A 21260-nucleotide genomic window follows, 5' to 3' on the forward strand; every position below is an offset into this window, starting at 1 on the left:
GATTTTTGTTTTTATAAAGCGTTTTAAATAGACTCAAAAAAAACACTTTACAAAAGTGGTTATAAAAAGAAATCTGATAAAATAGTTGAAAAGAAAGTGGCGAGAACGAGATTTGAACTCGTGACCTCCGGGTTATGAATCCGACGCTCTAACCAACTGAGCTACCTCGCCGTTTAAGATGTAAATATTTGTTCTATGAACATTGTTGTGGCGAGAACGAGATTTGAACTCGTGACCTCCGGGTTATGAATCCGACGCTCTAACCAACTGAGCTACCTCGCCATATTAAGATGAATATATTTTTTTGAAAATGTTGTGGCGAGAACGAGATTTGAACTCGTGACCTCCGGGTTATGAATCCGACGCTCTAACCAACTGAGCTACCTCGCCATTTAAAAAAAAATATTATTTTTGAGAACTTTTGTGGCGAGAACGAGATTTGAACTCGTGACCTCCGGGTTATGAATCCGACGCTCTAACCAACTGAGCTACCTCGCCATGAAATCGGGTGCAAATATAAAATAAAAATCTTTTGAAACAAGCAATTTTAGTGGATTTTTTTGATTTTGCATTATTATTAATTTTTGTATATTGTATTAAACAACTTTTGAAAAATGTCAAACAAAATAAAATATCAATTAGAATTTCCTGTAAAAGCCTCACCTCAATTATTATACGAATATTTCACGTCGCCATCTGGTTTGTCTGAGTGGTTTGCAGATAACGTAAATTCGAGAGGAGAGAAATACACTTTTATTTGGGATGATTCTGAAGAAGAAGCGAAATTATTAGTGGAAAGATCTAATGAAAAGGCAAAATATAAATGGTTAGAAGACGAAGGAACGGATTATTATTTTGAATTTAAAATTCAGGTAGATGAAATTACAAAAGATGTTTCTTTAATTATTACTGATTTTGCTGAAGAAGATGAGATGGAAGAAGCTAAAATGCTTTGGGAGAATCAAATAGATTCTTTAAGGCAAGTGCTAGGAGCATAATTATATATCTAAATAAAAAAAGTAAAGAGATTGTTCAAATATTTGGACAATCTCTTTTTGCATCAAAAGTAAATTTTCGGGGTTAGATTTTGATGAGTTTTTGTAAAAGGTTTTTTTATTTAAAAAATGTTTAATAGTGTTTATATTAAAACAATCAAAGCACAGAAAACCCTACTAAAACAAAAGGGATTTTTGCTTTTTTATTGTAAAAACTTCTTTTTTAAGTGTTTATAAGTATGTTTTAATCTGCAATAAAATTTACAGATTTAGGATATTTTACCATATACTTGAAAGGAGTCGTTTTTTCTTCTTTCGAATTTAATTGAAATTCCCATTTTACTTTCCCTGTTTCTGTATCTAATTTTCCAGTATTTTCTTCATCAATTTCTACAGTAATATCAGAAATAGTAGCTACAGGAATTTGATCTAAAATTGCAATTTGAATTGGAGTCGCTTTTTTATTTCGCACTTTAATTTCCCAGCCAACGTGTTCTCTAATTTTACTAGATAAAAATTTCTTTTTCGAAAAATCTTTAATTCGTTCTCTAGTAACCACTACATTTTTATCCATTCCAAGTGATAATTTTAATTTTTCAGCAGTACTTTTTGAATCTAAAATAGTTTTCCCGATAAAAGTTCCTTCAAAATAAATGTTTGCTTCTCCGCTCAAAAGATTTAATTTTTCCCAGTCTTTTAAGTAAGCCATTAAATAAACATCTGTTTCAATTTTTGGAATAGCGATATATTTATATTCTGTTGGAATTTCTAAATGATCAATGGTAATTGTTTTTTTCTGATTTGTAGACTTAATAGAATATGCAACCGAAATTTCAAAATTTACAGAAGTTTGATTTTCCTTTTGATTGGTAGGAATATAATTTTTATGATGTTTCAATTTTTTCCTAGAATTTAATCTTCTTTCTTCTGCTTTAGTTGTAATAACAACAACACCATTAGAAGCTCTTGCCCCATAAATTGCTGCTGCTCCAGCATCTTTTAAAACACTCATAGATGCAATCTCATTATCATTCAGAAATTTAATTTCATCTGCACTTTTTGGAACACCATCTACGATATATAAAGGTTCTTGTCCTGAAGATATAGAACCAACACCACGAATTCTTACATAACCAGATTGACCAGCTTGTCCATTTGCAGTTGTCACATTAATACCAGCAGCTTTTCCTTGAAGCGCATTCGCAATATTTGTAACAGATTCTTTGTTATAAGTAGGAGGAGTTGAATAATAATTTAAATAATAGGTTTTTAGTTCTGGAGCAATTCCAGATTTTTTAGGATTTGCATTCGAAAGAGTAATCTTTACATTTTCCCAATCTACTTTTGTGTTTTGTTTAATATTTGCTTTGTAAATCAGATTTATTGGCTCTGCAACATTTTTTGATCGAATATCATAAGAAGGAAACCAACTTACATTTTCTACAAAATAAGAAATAAGGAATTTTCCATTTGTTGGTTTATCACAAGTTACTTTTACTAAAATTTCTCCACTCTCTTCAATGTCTTTTCCTCGAATTTCATTTAATTCTTTTTGAAATGCTGATTTTTCAATATTGAATGCTGTTACTTTTTTGCGTCTTTTTATTTGCTCTAATTTTATAGAAGTCATCTTTTCTTTGTAAAAATCAGAAGTAGCTTTTAAATTCTCTAGGCTTAGTTCTTCATTTTTTCCACCTATATTTTGGTTTGTTTCTAAGAAAGTAAGTTGTTTTTGTAGAATTTGGATATGTGTGTTTTCTAATTCAATTTCTGCATCAAAATCTTTAATTTTTGATTCTAAAGAAATTATTTCTTCATCTTTTTTTAATTTGTTTAAATGATCATTTTGATGATTTACAGAAAGAATCATTCCATCAAAATCTCCTTTTACCTGAACACTTTTTCCATCGATATAAGGGGATAATTGATGAAATTTTAAAATAGTTTCTCCTTTTGGAAGTGAAATAGTTTTGAATCTTGAAATTTGAGCTCCGTCCAAAAATACGGTAACTTCATCTACTTTTGAGTCAATTTTTTTCTCTGTTTCTTTTTGCGCAAAAGTTATTTGAATACAAAGAAGTAGTAGTAAGAATAATATTTTTTTCATTTGGTTAATTTTTGTTTTAGAGAATAGATTTTTCTTTTTAACATATTTTTCTCCAAATAATCAAAAACTAAGCCAATAAAATAATAAAGCTCTATTTATTTTTTGTTAAACAGAGCTTTAAAGATGATATTAGAAATAATAAAGTGTTTTTTAATAATAAACAGCAACTTCCTCTAAAGGTTTCCTTTCAATATTTGGAACATAAACTTCTTCAGCTTCATATCCTATTGGTAAAAGTAAAAATGGTTTTTCATTACTTGGTCTATCTAAGATTTTAGTTAAGAAATTCATTGGGCTAGGAGTGTGCGTAAGAGTAACCAATCCGGCATTATGAATTGCAGAAATTAAAAATCCACAAGCCAAACCAACAGATTCGTTTACATAATAATTTTGCAATTTTTCTCCATCCTCGCCAAACTCGAAAGTTCTTTTACAAACAATAATCAAATATGGAGCAGTTTCCAGAAAAGGCTTGTTCGGATCCGTTCCAAGTGGAGCCAAATCTTTTCGCCACTGATCGCTCATTCTGCTAGAATATGTTTTTCTTTCTTCTTCTTCAGCAGCTTCTCTAATTTGCTTTTTAATCTCCGGATTTGAAACAACACAAAAAGTCCAAGGTTGTTTGTGCGCACCAGAAGGAGCTGTAGAAGCAGCTTTCAAAATATGATCAATAACTTCTCTCGGAACAGGTTTGTCAGAAAAATGACGCACCGAACGTCTTTCGTCCATCCATTCAAAAAAAGATTTACTTCTTTCTTTCATTTCTTCCTCGCTATAATGTGTGTGTTTATAGCGAATATGCTCAAATCCTTCTACAAGAATACTGTCTTTTGTTATCATAAAATGTTTTTTTGGTTTGTTGTCCTTAAATGTAAGGTTTTTTTAGTTTTCGTGTTTTTGAGTATTTATAATTGAAAGCGAAAGAATAATATTAAAGTGAAGGATTTTGTTAAGAAAAATTTATAATTATGAAATAAGTTTAAGCAAAATTTTAAAAGAATTTGATTGATAAAAGGTATAAATTGTATTGTAAAACAATAAAGAATGGATAATTTAATCAAAGCCTATAATTCCTACAGTTATTGCGAAAAGCAACCATTATTTGTTGCGTTTTATAATAAGATTCCTTCAAATTTGGTTACTAATATTTTCTTAGAAGAATCAAAAGAAAATATGGAAAAGGTTCTTGAAATATTTGATACCAAAGATTTGGTTGTTGTAGCTAAAAATTGGAAAACGAAAGATGATCAGGATGCAAAACTGAATGAAGATTATGTGTATGAATATTTATTTAAAGGAAAATCTAAGCAAATATTAGTAGAAATACGTTTGTACAATACATTGTTAGAAGTAGAGTTTTATTATGATTGTGAAGATAAGGAGTTGGAAAATTGGGTTTTGAATAGTAACCATAAACTTCGAACTTTATTAAGTGAAAAAACGAAACCAACTTTTAGAGTTTTAATTAAGAAAAAAGAAGAATTTGAAACAAAAAAAGTGAAAACTGAAGATATTGTTTTAGATATTGAGAAAAATTATAATGATGATTTTATAGAAGTTGATCATACAATTCAAGATGCTTTGCAAGAAGAAAAATCAGGATTAGTTTTGTTGCACGGACTTCCAGGGACAGGAAAAACAACTTATATCAAAAGTTTGATTTCGAATTATAAAAAGACTAAATTTATTTTTATTCAAAATGAATTTGTAAACGAATTATTCAATCCAAATTTTATCTCTTTTCTCATCGAAAATAAAAATGCTGTTTTGATTATTGAAGATGCTGAAAAGGTAATCATGAAAAGACAACAAACAGGAGAAAATTCGGTCGTTTCAACAATTTTACAATTAACAGATGGTTTGTTCAGTGATTATTTAAACATAAAAATCATATGTACTTTCAACTCCAATTTGAACACTATTGATGAAGCACTTTTAAGAAAAGGAAGAATGATTGCTTATTATAATTTTAAAAAATTAACTCTTGATAAAACCAATAAATTATTAGCAGAAACGAGTTCCGGGGCTACAATGGAAGAACTAACTTTAGCAGAAATCTATAATATTGATAAAAATAATTATAGGCAAGAGCAAAAAAGAAAGATTGGTTTTAATTAAGAGCCTGTTTAAATTCTGATATAATTTTAAACAAACTCAAAAAGAAATAAAAAAAACAGGATTTTTAAATAAAAGTAAAATCCTGTTTTTGGTTAATTATTTGAGGTTGTATTTTTAATTTACAGAACTTAATTCTCCTTTTTTATAAGTTTCCGTTTGCTTTAAGTTCCCATCATCGGTGTACACGTTTAAAGTCCCATTTCCATTCACTAAAGTTCCTTTATCTAAAAGATTTCCGTTAATATCATATAATTGATAAACGTCCATTAGTTTGTTGTCTTTAAAAAGTTTTACAGCTTTTAATTTTCCATTTTTAAAATAATCTTTTTGTTCTCCATTTCGCTCATTATCTTCAAAATTTCCAATACTCATCAACTCTCCAGTAGGATAAAAAGCTTCCCATTTTCCTTTACGTTCTCCATTTTTAAAGTTTTGTGTATAGTTTAATTTTCCATCATTAAAATAATATTTCCAGTTCAGATTCTTTCCATCTTCTTTATAAATACCTTCGCTAATAAGAACTCCTTTTTTATTGAAAGATTTCCATAAACCAACTTTTAAACCTTTAGAAAAAGAACCATTATGCATTAGCTGACCGTTTTTATGAAAAGTTTTAAATTCGCCAATTTTTAAACCTTTTTCATAATTTCCAGTTTCAGAAAGTTGCTCGTTTTCATAAAAAATCTTCCAAGTTCCTGTAGCTTTTCCTTTTTCTCTTTTTCCAGATGCTTTTAATTTTCCATTGGTATGATAGTATAACCAATTCCCTTCTGCCATACCTTTATGATATTTTCCAATTCTGGCTAACTGACCATTAGAGTGGAATTCTTTGAATTCTCCTTCTGCATATCCTTCTTCATAGTATCCAATTTTAGAAATATTTCCATTTTCATGATATTCTTTAAACTCACCCTGTGCATAACCATCTTGTTTGTTACCAACTTGTGCAAGTTTTCCGTTTTCATAAAATTCTTTGTATTCAGTCTGTCCAAAAATAATGGAAATGTTCGCAATTAAAGCAAACAGAAATAATTTTTGAGGGCTCATTTTTAATATTTGATTAAGATTTTTAGTTAATTCAAAATTAGATTTATCCTGCTTTTAGGTGTAAAGTGTAGTCTATGATTTTATTACGAAATCTTTACTAAAAACCGTTGAATATTAATTTAATTTTAAGGTTTGTTTTTTTATGAAAAACGAGTTTGATAAAATAATGAGAAGAATCTTTTTAAGAATCTTATTTTAAATAAGTTGAAGTGATTTTATTATAAAATATAAAAAAATAATTTGTTTCATAATTAACGATAATATAAAAAACTGTTAAAAAATAGGTCTTTGGTTTGATATTTGATATTTTTGCGGTTAATAAATTTAAGATATATTATTTTTTGTAAGATTTTAAATTTTTTATAAAAAATGATTTTTTATTAATAATCCCAAAAATAAATAATGAAAAAACTATTGTTTATGTTTTTTATCTGTGCTTTTTTTAGTGTAAATGCACAAGTGAAATTCAATGTAGAAGCCCATATGGGGTATGCTTTTAATCATGAAATAAAAGTAGCTGAAGAAAAAGTAGAGTCAAATACTGTTGTAATGACACAATTTGGAGCAAATGTTCAAATACCAATTTATAAAGGAATTTATGGAGAAACAGGGCTTTATGGTAAAGTATATTTTGCCAAAGGAGAGGTGCGAAATTCAGAATTTACTTCAACAACATTAAGGTTTGATATCCCAGTACTTGTTGGTTATCATTTTTTAGATAAATATAGAATTGCTTCAGGAATTTCTGTTAGTAATAATAGAGATTTTGAAGATTTTAATATTAGTAAACAAGATAATTTAAGAATCAATTATCTATTAAAAGGAGGATATGCTTTTAATAAAAAATGGCAATTAGTTGCATTGTTTCAACGTAACTTAAGAACTTCTCCAGATTTATACTTATTGAACGAGCCAAAGTCAACAGTTTCTTTAGGTGTTTCTTATACTCTTAATTAAAAAAATACAAAATGAAAAAAATATTTAGTACCCTATTTATTGCAATTCTTCTTGTTTCTTGTAGTGAATTTGAAGAAGATTTAAAGTTTGATACACCATCTTATAAACAATTGACCGTAGAAAATGTTGAAACAGATTTACCTGTTATCAATATTACAGCGGATGAAGATGAAGTAGCAGAAATGCTTAAAAATTATAGAGATGAAATAGAAATCGAAGCACATTTTGATTTATATAGAAATAAAGAATTGAAAATTGATAATGAACTTATAGAGCTAGAGGTTAAAGGAGGAAGGTCAGCAACTTTTGCTTTAAAATCTTTAGGAATTAAGTTTGATGATTCAGTAGATAATGATGAAAGACAATTGATTAACCCTGAAAAAGTAAAATCAAATCATTCTATTGAGAAAGTAAAATCGATTCGTTTAAGAAATTCTGGAAACGATTTTTATGATACAATGCTAAAAGATGCTTCTTATACGGAGTTGGCTATTAGTTTAGATTTAGATTTCGAATTGACTTATTATGAGCCAGCTTATGTTTTCCTTAATAAAGAATACTATGGAATGTTGAATATTCGTACAGAATCAAATTCACATGGAGTTTCTAAATTATTTGGAAAAAAGAAGAAAAACGTAACAATGGTGAAAATCAATTCTCCTGGAGAAATCGAGATTAAAGATGGAGATGAGGCAAGAGTTTATAGTTTATTAGATAAAATTGAGCAAAAAGATATTACTGGATTAAAAGAAGAAATTGATATCTCAAGTTTTATTGATTATATGGCTTTTGAATCTTTAATTGATAATTTTGATTGGCCAAATAACAATGTTCGTTTTTATGCGATTGATGAAGGGAAATTTCGTTTTGTTTTATATGATTTAGATTATGTAAACGAAATTGATGTAGAAGATGATCCAATGGAAACTATCAATAATGGAAATTCAAGCGCAATGATTGATTTGTTTAATGTTTTATACACAGATCAAGAATTTAAAACTGCTTATGATGCTAGAATTCGTGAAATCTTTAAAGATTCTAGATTTTCAAGAGAAGCTTTTTCTGCTATTATCCATAAAAACATGGAAGCAATCGAAAAGGATATTCCTGCTCACTTAGAAAAATATAACAATCCTGAAACGTTAATCGAGTGGTATCAAAATGTTGATAATTTAAAAGCTGGGTACAACGATAGATTTGAAGCTTTAAAAGAATATTTAAATTAATATTTTAAAGCATAAAATAAGAAACCCGAACTAATTAACTTAGCTCGGGTTTTTTATTTTTATTCATCATCAGATTCAGATTCCTCTTCTTCTATTTCAGATTCTTCATCGTCAGATTCCTCTTCAGAACTTTCTTCTTCTACATACTTCTCTTCAACAATTTCTTCAGAATTTTCATCTTCGTATTCTTCTTCTACATATTCATCACTTTCTTCATATTCTTCAATAGCATCTTCTGCAAACTCATCTCTACTATATCCTTCAGCTTCCATTCTTTCTAAAACTCTTTCTACATTTTTATAATACCCAACAGCACTTTCATGGTTGTTTGGAACTTTCATATATCCATCTTTGTAATTTCTTAAAGCTTTTTTAAGCATATTTTTCTTTTCATAATAAAGACCTATATAATAGTTTCCTAGTGGAGACTCTTCATAAAGTTTCATTAGCATTTTACCAAAATCTTTTAGGTAAGCACCATCTTCTTTCTCGATAATAATTTTTTCAATCGCATAAATATCTTTCTCACGAATTTTTAAATCCGAACCAAATAAATAATCAATTTCAACATATTTAGTTTCTAGGTATGCGATAGCTTCTGCAGGAGATAAATTCTTTACCCTTTCTCCAAACTCATTTTCAGAAACCTCAGAATAAATGTCGAAAATAAAAGATAATGCTTGCGGAATTGCTTGTCCTTGAGAAGTTGTAGTGGTTATTCCTTCAAAAAATTGATTTTTAAAACTAAATTTTTTGTTTTCATTTTCAGCAAGAAGGTTGGCTACTTGTGCAATTTGTGTTTGTTTTTGATTGGATTCATAATCTCCGGAACAAACATAATAAAAGGTTTGTTCTTTTATAGATTCTGCTTTACTTGCAATATATCCTGGCATCTCAGGAGCATAATCAGGATTGATGCAAATAAATGCATTAAAACCTGGTTTATCTTCAATTAAAAAGAAGTTCATAAAGTTACCCGTTAAGTTATGACCAATAATTGTTTTAAAAGGTGAAACTCTATAATTTAATTCTAAGTGGTCTAATAATTCTCCTCTTATAAATCTATAAAAATTATCTCCATCATTTGTTGGTAAATTATTTGAAAACTCATAAGAACAATCAATTTTTCTTTGCGTAGAATTACTTTGATCTACACCAACAATGATTTGCTCTGGTGCTTTATCAGAAAAAGCAAACATTTTAGCATTTCCTACATAAGTATCAAAAAGTAATTGACTATCTAATACAACGGTTAAAGGGTAGGAGCGCAAAGAGTCTGTCGCATATGAATTAGGTACATATATTTTTAATTTTCTATTAGCACTTAATTCATAAGATTCTATGGTTTCTTCAATAATTTCTTGAGAATAACTCAAAAAACTAAAAAAGGATAGGAACAGAAATAATATTTTTTTCATAATAAATATAATAGGAGTTTAAGCCTCGAAAATACTAAAAAAATGTGAAAGCAAAATAACAGTAAAAATGAAAAATAGGTTATGGTTTTTTCGAACTAGCATTCTTTTGAAGAAAAATAAAAAGATGTTTGGTGTTATAATTGGTTAAAAAGTAAAATTACAGTTAGGAAGAATATTTATAAGTAAGGAAATAATCCATAATTACTAATAGGTTTTTACGTTATATATTGTGAATGGAATCAGTATGAAAAATTCTTTTTAAAAATACGCAATAATACTGCTTGTTAAAAAAATTATATATCTACAATAAACTATATTTTTAAAATTCTTTAAATCTTAAAAAGTGTTAAAAAAATAAAAGAAAATCAAAAAAAGGATATTTTGATTATGTGTTTTTCTAAAAAAACGGAAAATATAAATAAAAACCTAAAAAAATAGATTTAGAAAATTGCTTTATTTTTTTATATTTGGAATTAGATAGACCCGAAATATAAACTCTTTTTTGTCAAAAAATAACACAATTTGATAGAAAACTAAATCAATCATCCTTTATGAATAAAGAAGATTTTGATACCTTAATTGAATATAAAAAACATCCAACAATAAAAAAATTGGAGGTTAGTTCAGATGGTACTTCATTATTATTTGATGGAAAACCGCTGAGGATATTCAAGTACGAAAAAAAAGATAGACCAATGAGAATGGTAAGTGTGAATCGAAAATCATACACTGTAGCAAAATTGGTTTGCGAAGCCTGGAATGGACTTCCAGAAGACGAAAAAATGATTGCTAAACATAAGTATTGTTTTACTGATGATCATTATAGAAATTTATATTGGGGAAAAAGGGGGGAGAATAAACTGGTAAGAAGTAAGCTAAGTAAAATTTCTACAGATGATATTCCAGTAATCATTGAAAGAATCAAAAACGGAGATACTCTCAAGAAAATTGCTGCTGATTACGGAACTTCAGATACCAGTATAGGAAGGGTAAAAAGAAGATATCTAAAATAAAAACTTAAAAAAACATATTTCGATTTAGAAATATGTTTTTTTCTTTTAAGACTTTATAGGTTTTATTTTTGTTGAATTTTTCTCAATTTTTTTATTGAATAAAACGAATCAGTTTCGGATATAAAATAGGTTTTTCTCTGTTTTTGGTTAAAAAAGCAAATGTTAAAGAAAGAATTATGTTTAAAACATAAATAGAAATAACTAATAATATGAATTCAAACCAATTTCCGTTAAAAGTTGTGAAGGAGAAAATAAAACTGAAAAGTAAAACAGTACTTATCAGAGTTAAATTGATTTGAAAATTTAACAAGTTTGCACCAACTTTATTTAGATTGATGATTTTGTCTCTTTTATAGATCCATAAAATTAAAGGAAGAATGATATTCCCAATAGGAATAAATAAAAAAGACAAAACAGAAAGATGAAGTAATACAAGATAATTACGGTCTTCAGTTTTTCCGTGATCTAAAATATTTTCGATATTGATTTCTAAAGCATCACAAATCATTTGTAATGTTTTATTTCTAGGCTCCGTTTCGTTACTTTCAATTCTTTGAATGGTTCTCAAATTTACCTTCGCTTCTTCAGCCAAATCTTCTTGAGACATTCCTTTTCTCTTACGAGCTTCTTTGATTTTTTGTCCGATTTCTTTCATAATGGATTTTCTTTAAAATTTATGAAACAAAATTACTTCGAAGATACAATTTTGATAACGGTTTTCTTATGACATTTCTACGACATTTGTGTCTTTTCCTTTAGAATCAGGTGTTTTGAGCATTTTTTTTAATCTAAAATAAAAATTGATTCTGAAAAAAACGATTTTCCAGAATCAATAAAACAGTAATTATAACAATTGTATTCCATAATTTTTTACTTCATTTTTTACGCTTTCTGACCAAATTCCAACTTGTACTTCTCCGATATGTTTTTTCCTCAACAAGAACATACAAAGTCTAGATTGTCCAATTCCTCCACCAATACTTTGAGGCAATTTATCTTCCAATAATATTTTATGGAAAAATAATTCTTTTCTATAAGAATTTTCCGTTTTATCTAATTGATATTCTAAAGCTTTTTTATCCACTCGAATTCCCATAGAAGAAAGTTCAAAACTAGATTGTAATTCTGGGTGCCAAACTAAAATATCTCCGTTCAATCCAAAAAATCCATCTTCAGTTTTCGTACTCCAATCATCATAATCTGGCGCTCGTCCATCGTGTTTTTCTCCGTGACTTAATTCATGTCCAATTCCCATTAAAAATACTGCTCCAAATTTCTCAGTGATTTTGTTTTCTCTTTCTTTTGGACCTAAAGTTGGATACATTTGTAGTAATTCTTCACTCTGAATAAAAGTAATTTTTTGCGGAAGAATAGGAGTGATGTCTTCATATTCAGTATGAATTTTCTGCTCTGTTTCTCTTAGAGCTTGATAGATTTTCTCTACTTCCTCTTTCAAATATGAAAGTTTTCTTTTCGATTCACAAATGCGTTTTTCCCAATCCCACTGATCCACATAAATTGAATGAATTTTACTATAATCTTCATCAGGACGAATTGCACGCATATCTGTAATAATTCCTTGTTTCTTTTCTACTTCTAGTTCTTTTAAACGAAGTCTTTTCCACTTCGCAAGCGAGTTTACAATCACAGCTTTTCTATCATCAAGAGATTTAATTGGAAAATCAACAGTTCTTTCATATCCGTTCAAATCATCGTTGATTCCTGTTCCTTTCATCACTGCAATTGGTGCAGAAACTCTTGTTAAACTTAATTGTTTTTTTAGTTTCGTTTCAAATGTTTGCTTTACAAAAACTAAAGCTTCTTCTGTTTTTAAAATTTCTGATTTCATTTTTTATAAATATTTAGATTGTTAAATTTTAGACATAAAAAAAGCCCGCTCGAGAGCAGGCTTCACTTAAATTATACGCAATAAGTTATGAACCTACCCAGGAGGAGATTTATAATTATTGTTATTATTATTTAAGTTTAAAATTGGCATTTGATTATAATTGAAAAATTATTGTAAAAAAAAAGTCTTCCTAAAAATTGGAAGACTTCTTATAGATATTGTTTAATATTTTCTTACCTACACAATCTTCCTACTTCCGAATAAATAATTATTCGAATTATAAAAGAAGTTAATATTGTTTAGGTTTTTGATCATTATTTCTCGTTTGTTATGCGACAAATATAAATGAATTATTTAGAAAAAAAAGTGTGAGTTTTAGTTTTAACATTTTTAGGTTTTCCAATTAATTAGAATAATAAGCAACTCGATCCAAAATATTATTCAGAATTGAAGAAGCTGTATCTCCTTCATTTTTATACTCTTCAAGGTTGTAAGTATGAATGTCAGTTCCATTCGAATTTTCATCAACTAAATAACCATAAGATAACTCAGGTTGCTCTTGATATAGAATTAAAAAAGATTGGTTTTCTTTCAAATCGGCTAAAAATGCAGAATAATCCTTTCTGTTTTCATACATTTTTAAATTATCCTCTAAAGAAGTAATTTTAATTTTTGGCGAACCAAAACCGAATTTTTTATGACTAAATTCAATCTGAAATCCACTACATTTTTTATAAATATTTTTCAAATCCTTAGGTAGAGAATGACCAATTAATTTCTCCAATTTTTCAATTTTTTCTTCACTTGCTGGCGGATTTATTGTTGCACTAACATTATAACTACAGTCTGGATTGTTTTTGCTTTTTTCTACAAGAGAAACGATTTTTTCAATTATTTCCATATTATTTTTTATTTATAAATTCCTTTGTTTTTAAATCTTTCAATTAAATTTGATTTATAATCAACAGCTTTTTTGGCATAACTTTTTCCATACTTTTCTTGAGTAAATTGTTTTTCACTTGACTTCACTTTTTTGAAAGTATGATTTTCCAAAATATATAATTCATATGAAACATGAACTCCTTCGTTCTCTGAAGAATATAAAGTTGTCATTCGATTTTCTTTGTTTATATAAGCATTTTGATGCTCATAAATATTGTTGTAAGTCAACCAAATTGTGTTTTCAGAAATCTGTCCATTTTTTATTTTCCCAAGATATATATTTGGAGAATCTTCCAATTCACCATATAATTCTTCTGGTGTATTTGTAAGAAAAATCACAAACGAATCATTTTCTTTTGTAGTTAATTTATAAATTGGATTTACAAACGTTTGTTCTTCAAATATAGTTGGTAAAAACTGTCTAAATTCAAGATTATTAATTTTATAATACTTTGAAAAATCATCAATAATTAATTTTTTTGGAAGTTGAATTTCTTCTAATTTTTCAAGAATAAGGTCAATATTTCCTTTAGTTTCTTCTTCTTTTTTTAGTTCAATTTCTTTTTCTATTTTTTTTGTCTTTTCTACCTTTTCCTTTTTTTCTTTTGATTGAAGATTTTCTTTTTCCTTAGAATTATTATTACAACTACTTAAGAGTATTCCAAATAATAATAAAATGAGAAAAGGTTTTCTTTTAAGGCTAGTTATTTTTTTCATTATTAGATTTTTATTGGAGCCCTAAAATAAAAAATCCATAAGATTTAACTTATGGATTTTGAAATTTTATTTTTGATTTTTTATGTCTTTTTCTTCGTTTCTCATTCGAATTCGTTTGTAGAGCTTTATTCCCATCATAATAATTACAGAGAATAATACAATTCCAATTACTCCCCAAACCCAGCTAATTGCATTTTTTAGAACCACTAAAAATACTACTGCGAAAAGGATAATTGTTGAAACTTCATTCCAAATACGAAGTTGATTCGACGAATATTTGATTTCATCTTTTTGTAATTGCTTATAAATTTTATGACAAGCAAAATGATAAACATAAAGGAAAAACACAAAAACTAATTTGATCCACATCCATTTTTGTGTCAACCAAGCAGGATTTAGATATAAAAGAATTCCCGCCAAAATTAAAGTAATAATCGCCGAAGGCCATGTGATGATATACCAAAGTCGATAACTCATCAATTTATATTGATCTTGTAAAATGCTTCTTTTTGGCTCTTCCATATTTTTCGTTTCCGCATGATAAATAAACAAACGAACAATGTAGAATAATCCAGCAAACCAGGTTACAATAAATATGATATGCAGTGCTTTTACATCTAAATACATAATTCTTAATTTTTAGAAATCCAGTTATCAATCCATTTATTCATTACAGCAACCCAATCATCATTATCATTCAAACATGGGATGTGCATAAATTCTTTTCCTCCAGCTTCAAAGAATTCCTCTTTTCCTTCCATCGCAATTTCCTCTAATGTTTCCAAACAATCGGCAACGAAAGCAGGCGTCATTACAGCGATTTTCGTTTTTCCTTCTTCAGCCAATCTTTCTATTTCTTTATCTGTATAAGGTTGTAACCAAGGATCTCTTCCTAATCTTGATTGGAAAGCATCGCTATAAGTTCCTTCTTTTAATCCTAATTTTTGCGCAACCAATTTTGTAGTTTCAAAACACTGATGTCTGTAACAGTATTTGTGAGCTTCTGATTTTTGATTACAACAAGAACCATCAATTTTACAATGTGATTTTGTTGGATCTGTTTTTAAAATATGACGCTCTGGAACACCGTGGTAAGAAAAAAGAATATGATCAAACTCTTCATAATAAAGTTTGTCAGCAACAGTTTTGCTTAAAACATCAATATATTCTTCTTTGTTATAAAAGGATTCTAAGAAATCTACTTTTACAGAAGAAAAATGTTTTTTCTGAACTTCTTTTACTTTTTCTTCCACAGTTAAAGTAGTAGACATTGCATAATGTGGATAAAGTGGAACTGCTAAAATTTCAGTCACACCCTGATCTACTAATTCTTGCATTCCTTTCTGAATAGACATCGTTCCGTAACGCATACCTAAAGCAACAGGAATAGAACAGTTTTTCGCTACTTTTTCTTTAAACCTTTCAGAAAGAACAATTAGTGGAGATCCTTCATCCCACCAAATTTTCTTATAAGCAGCAGCAGATTTTTTAGGTCTTGTATTTAAAATAATTCCTTTTACCAATAAAGTTCTTTGAAAAACAGGAATATCAATAACATATTTATCCATTAAAAATTCTCCCAAATATCTTCTCACATCTTTAGGCGATGTGCTATCTGGAGAACCTAAATTTATTAGTAGTACACCTTTCATAGTGTTTGCGTTTGTTTTTGGTTTATTCGATTAAAATTTCTCTAAAAAGAGAGTTTAAATAAAGTATCAAAAGTACTACATAATTCAATAAGTAACACAAAATTTATAGTTCCCCTCTTGAGAGGGGTTAGGGGTGTGTGAAAATTCTGATAATTTTTTCTTATGAATTAAATAGATCTATTTTGTCTTAATAAATAATGATTAATTAATCTTGTTTCATAAATTGTTTTGGAGTAATCCCAAATTTCTTTTTGAAAGCAGCAATAAAATGACTCGAAGTACTATAACCAACTTGTAGTGCAATTTCGTTTACATTCATATTACTTTCCGACAAAAGTTTTTTGGAATGTTCCATTTTATAATTCAATAAAAAAGTAAAAACTGGAAGTCCGTAAAATTCTTTGAATCCCATTTTTAATTTTTTAATGTTCAGACCAACCATTTTTGCCAATTCTTCCAAAGAAGGAGGATTTGCCATATTTTCGATAATAATATCTTTGGCTTTCTTGATTTGAGCCACTGTTTCTTCATTTGCCATAAAAGGACAACGTTCCGCATCACTTTCTTCAGACATATTAAAATATAAACTTAAAAGTTCATAAATTTTACCTCTTATATATAAAGAATGTAAAGTTCCATGAAGTTTTGTGACAGAAAGCTGGTGAATTACAGTTTGAATTAAAGGATTGGTAGCCTTTGTTTCAATAATTGGTTTTCCACTTTTGAAATCATCAAAATTAATAATGTAATTTTGCTCTGAAGAAAATAAAGAATGTAGATAATTTACAGAAATTAAAACAGTAATTATTTGAGAATTTGGTTGTAATTCGAATAAAAGCGGCATGTTTTCTTGTTCAAAATAAACCATTCCAGCCTCTTTTGGTTCTAAATTAATGCGACAATGTTCCATCTGGAAAGCAACTTTACTCTCCTGATGCAAACAAAAATATAATTGCAAACAACTTTTTGGCAAAACATATTGATAATGTTTTACTTCGTTTGTATTGTTTTCTAAAGATAAAACCGAAAATTTCTCAGAATCATCTAATAAAAAACAAGAACTTTTGTCGATATTTTTATATTTTCCTTCTTGAACTTTCATGTATAATTTACTGTATTGTTACCAATTATTAAGGCAAAATTACAATAAAAAATAATATGAATATGCAAGGTTTTTAAATCTTTTGTAGGTTGAATGATTTTTTGTAATTTGAAGAGTGAATTAATTGAAAATGCTTTAAACAGTTGATTTTGAGTGGTGTTTGTGTTATTTAAAATCATTATAAATTAATCGAAATCACCGATGTAGTAATTTAAAGTTCTTTTAGCGACGTTTTTATTGTTAAATAGGTGGTACTTTTGTCGATACTTATTGGAAGGAGTAATAAGTTTATGCGTATTGAAGATATGACAAGGAAATTATATAATATAGGGCTAAGTTACAAAAAAGCTGACGTTCAGACTAGAGGTGCTTTTAGTATCTCAAAACCAAATCAAACTGCTTTATTAGAATCAGCAAAGGAAAAAGGAATTGACGGAATCTTCGTTATTTCTACTTGTAATAGAACAGAAATTACAGGATTTGCAAAACACCCATTTGAATTAATCCAACTTTTATGTGAGTTTTCAGAAGGATCTGTAGAGGATTTTGCAAAGTTTTCTAATGTCTATAAAGATGGTGAAGCTATCGATCATTTATTCCGTATCGGAACAGGATTGGATAGTCAGATTCTTGGAGATTATGAGATTGTTTCACAATTAAAACAATCATTCATGACTGCAAAAGAGGTTGGAACTACAAATGCTTATTTAGAAAGATTGCTGAATTCTGTTTTACAAGCAAGCAAGAATGTAAAGAATAATACGCAAATTAGCTCTGGAACTACATCTGTTGCATATGCTGCTGTTCAGTATATTTTAGAGAATGTAGAAAATCTTGCAAACAAAAATATTACTGTTTTTGGTTTAGGTGATATGGGGAAAAGTACTTGTAAAAATATTTTAGAGTATACCTTAAACCGTAAAATCAAATTAATCAACAGAACAGAATCTAAAACGGAAGCTTTCGTTGCAGAACACCCTGAGATTTCTAAAGGAAATTACCACGATTTAGCGGAAGATATCAAGGATACAGATATTTTAATTGTTTCTACAGGAGCAGATAAACCAACTATTACAAAACAACATTTAGAAGGTCATAAAGAAATGTTGGTAATGGATTTATCAATGCCAGAAAACGTAGATATTTCTGTAAAAGAATTAGAAAATATTACATTAATCAATGTAGATGAGCTTTCCAAAATTACAGATAGAACGATTGAAAAAAGAAGAAAAGATATTCCTGTTGCAGAAGGGATTATTGAAGAGCATAAAACAGAATTTTTAAATTGGTTAGAGCATAGAAAATTTACACCAGCTGTTAATGCTTTAAAAGAGTCTTTAAGATCTATTCAAAATGATGAATTAGATTTTCAAAGTAAAAAATTGAAAGATCTTAATTTAGAACACGCAGAAATAATTACTTCACGCCTTATTCAAAAAATAACTACACAGTTTGTAAAACATCTAAAAGACGAAGATACTTCAATGGATATGAGTATAGATGTGATGCAAAAAGTGTTTAACTTTAATACGATTAGTATTGATGAAAAATAAAATCCGAATTGGAACTAGAGCAAGTGAGTTAGCTTTATGGCAAGCGCATTTGGTAGAAAATAAATTAAACGAATTAGGATACAAAACAGAAATTGTAGAAGTTTCTTCAACAGGAGATGAGGTTTTAGATAAACCTTTACATGAAATCGGAGGAATGGGACTTTTTACAAGAACTTTGGATAATGCAATGTTAAGAGGAGAAATCGATATTGCTGTGCATTCTCTAAAAGATGTTCCTACGGATTTGCCAGAAAAAATTGTGCAAGCAGCAGTTTTGGAAAGAGCAAATATTTTAGATGTTTTAGTATATAAAAATAACACAGAGTTTTTAGAAGAAAATTCTGCTACAATTGCAACTGGAAGCTTGAGAAGAAGAGCACAATGGTTGCATAAATATCCAAATCATACAATTACTGGTTTAAGAGGAAATGTAAATACTCGTTTACAAAAACTAGAAGATAATGATTGGAATGGAGCAATTTTCGCAGCAGCAGGTTTAGAAAGAATTAATCTTTTACCAGAAAATCACCAATATTTAGATTGGATGATTCCTGCGCCAGCACAAGGAGCTATTATGGTTACAGCTTTAGAAGCTGATGAAGCTGTATTGGAAGCTTGTGAGAAATTAAATCATAGAAATACAGAAATTGCTGTTTTTGTAGAGCGTCAATTCATGAAAGTTTTAGAAGGTGGTTGTACTGCGCCAATTGGTGGAAATGCAACAATCGAAAACGAAGAAATTCATTTTGTAGGAGTTTTAAGCGCTATTGATGGTTCAAGAGAAATTAGAGTAGAGAAAAAAGGAATGATTTCTGACTTTGAAAATTTCGGAGGAACTTGTGCTAAAGAGCTTCTTGCAGATGGAGGAAAAGAATTGATGATTGAAATCAAAGCAGAAATGAAAAAATAAATGCCGAAATGAAATCTCCTTTCCAAATAATTTCTACAAAATTGTTGACTACAAACCAAAAGCAACTTTTTGAAAACGTAGAAATGGAAGATTATTCTTTTATTCGAGTGGAAGTGAAAGGAGATTTTAATTCGGATTCTCTAACAGATACCTTAATTTTTACAAGTCAAAATGCTGTAAAAGCTGTTTTGCAAAAAAAAGAAGAAATACATTTTGAAACTAAAAATGTGTTTTGTGTTGGAGAAAAAACGAGAGCTTTACTTCAAAAACAAAATATCGAAGTAAAAGCCATGTTTTTCGGAGCAAAAGAATTAGCAGATTATTTGGTGGAAGAAGTGAAACCAACAGAAGTTACTTTCTTTTGTGGAAATCTAAGAAGACAAGAACTTCCTAAGATTTTAGAGGAAAACGAAATCGAAGTAAATGAGGAAATTGTTTACGAAACTATTTTAGAAAAAATAAAGCTAAATACAGCATTTGATGCTGTACTTTTTTTTAGCCCTTCTGCAATAAAAAGTTATATTTTAGCTGAAAATAAGATAAATATACCCGTATTTTGTATTGGAAATACAACTGCTGTTGCAGCAACATTTTATTTTGACGAAATTTACGTTGCACAAAAACCAACAGTGGAAGAGGTTATTAAACTAACGAACGCACATTTTAGCCATGTTAAATAGAACAAGACGTTTAAGAAAGACAGAAAACATTCGCCGTTTGGTAAGAGAGAATTCTCTTTCAGTGAATGATTTGATTTACCCTTTATTTATTGAAGAAGGAGAGAATATTGAAACTGAAATTCCTTCCATGCCAGGAATTAAACGTTTTTCATTAGATACTTTACACAAAGAGTTGGATGAAGTTGTTGATTTAAAAATTCCAGCAGTTTTACTTTTCGGAATTCCTGCAAACAAAGATTGTGAAGGAACAGAAACTTGGAATGATGATGGAATCATGCAACAAGCAATTCGTTATATCAAGAAAAATTATCCAAGCTTATATGTAATTACAGATGTTTGTTTTTGCGAATATACAGATCATGGACATTGTGGAATTATTCACGATAATGATGTGGATAATGATGAAACTTTAGTAAATCTTGCAAAACAAGTAATTTCTCATGCAAAAGCTGGTGTAGACATGGTAGCACCTTCTGGAATGATGGATGGGACAATTCAAACAATTCGTGAAGCTTTAGATAATACAGGTTTTTACCAAATTCCAATTATGGGATACTCTGTAAAATACGCTTCTGCTTTTTACGGGCCTTTCCGTGATGCGGCTGATTCTGCACCAAGTTTTGGAGATAGAAGAACGTATCAAATGGATCCATCAAATAGAGATGAAGGTTTAAGAGAAGCAACTTTCGATGATGAAGAAGGAGCAGATATTTTGATGGTAAAACCAGCTTTATCTTATTTAGATATTATTAGAGATTTAAAAAATAATTTTGATAGACCAATAGCTTGCTATAATGTAAGTGGAGAATATGCAATGGTGAAAGCTGCTGCTGAAAAAGGTTGGATTGATGGAGAACGAGTGATGATGGAATCTTTACTTTCTATGAAGAGAGCGGGAGCAGACATAATCATTACTTATTTTGCAAAAGAAGTAGCAAAATTATTAAAAGACCAATAGTCACTTTAAAACTATT

General features: G+C 28.7%; 20 protein-coding genes and 4 tRNA genes. 9 read left to right on the plus strand and 15 right to left on the minus strand.

Going from position 1 to position 21260, the window contains the following annotated elements; all coding sequences use genetic code 11:
- Positions 1-97: 97 nt before the first annotated feature.
- From I0K12_RS07795 to I0K12_RS07810, 4 genes are all read right to left on the minus strand, one after another.
- Positions 98-171 (minus strand) — tRNA-Met (locus tag I0K12_RS07795).
- A 37-nt stretch (positions 172-208) separates the two neighbouring features.
- Positions 209-282: transfer RNA gene (locus I0K12_RS07800), tRNA-Met, on the minus strand.
- Between the two features lie 34 nt (positions 283-316).
- Positions 317-390, minus strand: a tRNA-Met gene (locus I0K12_RS07805).
- Positions 391-424: 34 nt separating this feature from the next.
- Positions 425-498, minus strand: a tRNA-Met gene (locus I0K12_RS07810).
- Between the two features lie 116 nt (positions 499-614).
- Between I0K12_RS07810 and I0K12_RS07815 the strand changes: the two genes are divergently transcribed.
- Positions 615-998, plus strand: a complete 384-nt coding sequence (locus I0K12_RS07815) for an START-like domain-containing protein (RefSeq protein ID WP_196886802.1) — start codon at positions 615-617, stop codon at positions 996-998.
- 241 nt (positions 999-1239) lie between these two features.
- Here the strand turns inward: I0K12_RS07815 and I0K12_RS07820 are convergent, their stop codons facing one another.
- Both I0K12_RS07820 and I0K12_RS07825 read right to left on the minus strand, forming a co-directional pair.
- The gene (locus I0K12_RS07820; protein WP_196886804.1) at positions 1240-3102 is read right to left on the minus strand and encodes a mucoidy inhibitor MuiA family protein; all 1863 of its coding nucleotides are present in this window, start codon (positions 3100-3102) and stop codon (positions 1240-1242) included.
- 150 nt (positions 3103-3252) lie between these two features.
- Positions 3253-3942 (minus strand): nitroreductase family protein, encoded by a 690-nt coding sequence (locus I0K12_RS07825; RefSeq protein ID WP_196886806.1) that lies wholly within the window; start codon positions 3940-3942, stop codon positions 3253-3255.
- 204 nt (positions 3943-4146) lie between these two features.
- Here I0K12_RS07825 and I0K12_RS07830 point away from each other — a divergent pair, with 204 nt between their 5' ends.
- A complete protein-coding gene (locus tag I0K12_RS07830) occupies positions 4147-5220 on the plus strand; it encodes an AAA family ATPase (protein ID WP_196886808.1) in 1074 nt (357 codons plus the stop codon).
- 114 nt (positions 5221-5334) lie between these two features.
- On the opposite strand, the gene I0K12_RS07835 is transcribed toward I0K12_RS07830, so the two are convergent.
- The gene (locus I0K12_RS07835) at positions 5335-6267 is read right to left on the minus strand and encodes a toxin-antitoxin system YwqK family antitoxin (RefSeq protein ID WP_196886810.1); all 933 of its coding nucleotides are present in this window, start codon (positions 6265-6267) and stop codon (positions 5335-5337) included.
- Positions 6268-6669: 402 nt separating this feature from the next.
- Here I0K12_RS07835 and I0K12_RS07840 point away from each other — a divergent pair, with 402 nt between their 5' ends.
- Positions 6670-7224 carry a hypothetical protein gene (locus I0K12_RS07840; RefSeq protein WP_196886812.1) on the plus strand — a complete coding sequence of 185 codons (555 nt, stop codon included), beginning with the start codon at positions 6670-6672 and terminating at the stop codon, positions 7222-7224.
- A gap of 11 nt (positions 7225-7235) precedes the next feature.
- Positions 7236-8450, plus strand: a complete 1215-nt coding sequence (locus tag I0K12_RS07845; protein WP_196886814.1) for a CotH kinase family protein — start codon at positions 7236-7238, stop codon at positions 8448-8450.
- A gap of 59 nt (positions 8451-8509) precedes the next feature.
- Here the strand turns inward: I0K12_RS07845 and I0K12_RS07850 are convergent, their stop codons facing one another.
- On the minus strand, positions 8510-9868 hold the full coding sequence (locus I0K12_RS07850; protein ID WP_196886815.1) for an alpha/beta hydrolase: 1359 nt from the start codon (positions 9866-9868) through the stop codon (positions 8510-8512).
- Between the two features lie 551 nt (positions 9869-10419).
- Here I0K12_RS07850 and I0K12_RS07855 point away from each other — a divergent pair.
- Complete coding sequence (locus I0K12_RS07855; RefSeq protein ID WP_196886817.1) at positions 10420-10881, plus strand: hypothetical protein; 462 nt, start codon at positions 10420-10422, stop codon at positions 10879-10881.
- Between the two features lie 91 nt (positions 10882-10972).
- Here the strand turns inward: I0K12_RS07855 and I0K12_RS07860 are convergent, their stop codons facing one another.
- The 7 genes from I0K12_RS07860 to I0K12_RS07890 all read right to left on the minus strand — a co-directional run bounded on the left by I0K12_RS07860 (position 10973) and on the right by I0K12_RS07890 (position 17143).
- Positions 10973-11536: a helix-turn-helix domain-containing protein gene (locus I0K12_RS07860; protein ID WP_196886819.1), complete on the minus strand. Its 564-nt coding sequence runs from the start codon at positions 11534-11536 to the stop codon at positions 10973-10975.
- A 189-nt stretch (positions 11537-11725) separates the two neighbouring features.
- Positions 11726-12730, minus strand: coding sequence for an aspartate--ammonia ligase (asnA, locus tag I0K12_RS07865; protein ID WP_196886820.1), 1005 nt, complete (start codon positions 12728-12730; stop codon positions 11726-11728).
- Positions 12731-13133: 403 nt separating this feature from the next.
- Positions 13134-13631 carry an SMI1/KNR4 family protein gene (locus tag I0K12_RS07870; RefSeq protein ID WP_196886822.1) on the minus strand — a complete coding sequence of 166 codons (498 nt, stop codon included), beginning with the start codon at positions 13629-13631 and terminating at the stop codon, positions 13134-13136.
- Between the two features lie 8 nt (positions 13632-13639).
- Complete coding sequence (locus tag I0K12_RS07875; protein ID WP_196886825.1) at positions 13640-14389, minus strand: hypothetical protein; 750 nt, start codon at positions 14387-14389, stop codon at positions 13640-13642.
- 66 nt (positions 14390-14455) lie between these two features.
- On the minus strand, positions 14456-15016 hold the full coding sequence (locus tag I0K12_RS07880; protein ID WP_231372719.1) for a CopD family protein: 561 nt from the start codon (positions 15014-15016) through the stop codon (positions 14456-14458).
- 5 nt (positions 15017-15021) lie between these two features.
- Complete coding sequence (gene hemH / locus I0K12_RS07885) at positions 15022-16041, minus strand: ferrochelatase (protein WP_196886827.1); 1020 nt, start codon at positions 16039-16041, stop codon at positions 15022-15024.
- 205 nt (positions 16042-16246) lie between these two features.
- Entirely contained in the window at positions 16247-17143 is an 897-nt protein-coding gene (locus I0K12_RS07890; RefSeq protein WP_196886829.1) for a helix-turn-helix domain-containing protein, read from the minus strand.
- 305 nt (positions 17144-17448) lie between these two features.
- Here I0K12_RS07890 and hemA point away from each other — a divergent pair, with 305 nt between their 5' ends.
- Genes hemA through hemB form a run of 4 tightly spaced genes read left to right on the plus strand, consistent with a single transcriptional unit; the run spans position 17449 to position 21244 of the window.
- Positions 17449-18696, plus strand: a complete 1248-nt coding sequence (gene hemA, locus I0K12_RS07895) for a glutamyl-tRNA reductase (protein WP_410548821.1) — start codon at positions 17449-17451, stop codon at positions 18694-18696.
- A complete protein-coding gene (gene hemC / locus I0K12_RS07900) occupies positions 18686-19606 on the plus strand; it encodes a hydroxymethylbilane synthase (RefSeq protein WP_196886830.1) in 921 nt (306 codons plus the stop codon). The genes hemA and hemC overlap by 11 nt, the downstream gene beginning before the upstream one ends.
- Positions 19607-19614: 8 nt before the next feature.
- Entirely contained in the window at positions 19615-20286 is a 672-nt protein-coding gene (locus I0K12_RS07905; protein WP_196886832.1) for a uroporphyrinogen-III synthase, read from the plus strand.
- Positions 20276-21244 carry a porphobilinogen synthase gene (gene hemB / locus I0K12_RS07910; protein WP_196886833.1) on the plus strand — a complete coding sequence of 323 codons (969 nt, stop codon included), beginning with the start codon at positions 20276-20278 and terminating at the stop codon, positions 21242-21244. Before I0K12_RS07905 ends, hemB begins: the two co-directional genes overlap by 11 nt.
- Positions 21245-21260 lie beyond the last annotated feature (16 nt).

The sequence above is a fragment of the Aureivirga sp. CE67 genome (assembly GCF_015767245.1).
Taxonomy (GTDB): Bacteria; Bacteroidota; Bacteroidia; order Flavobacteriales; family Flavobacteriaceae; genus Aureivirga.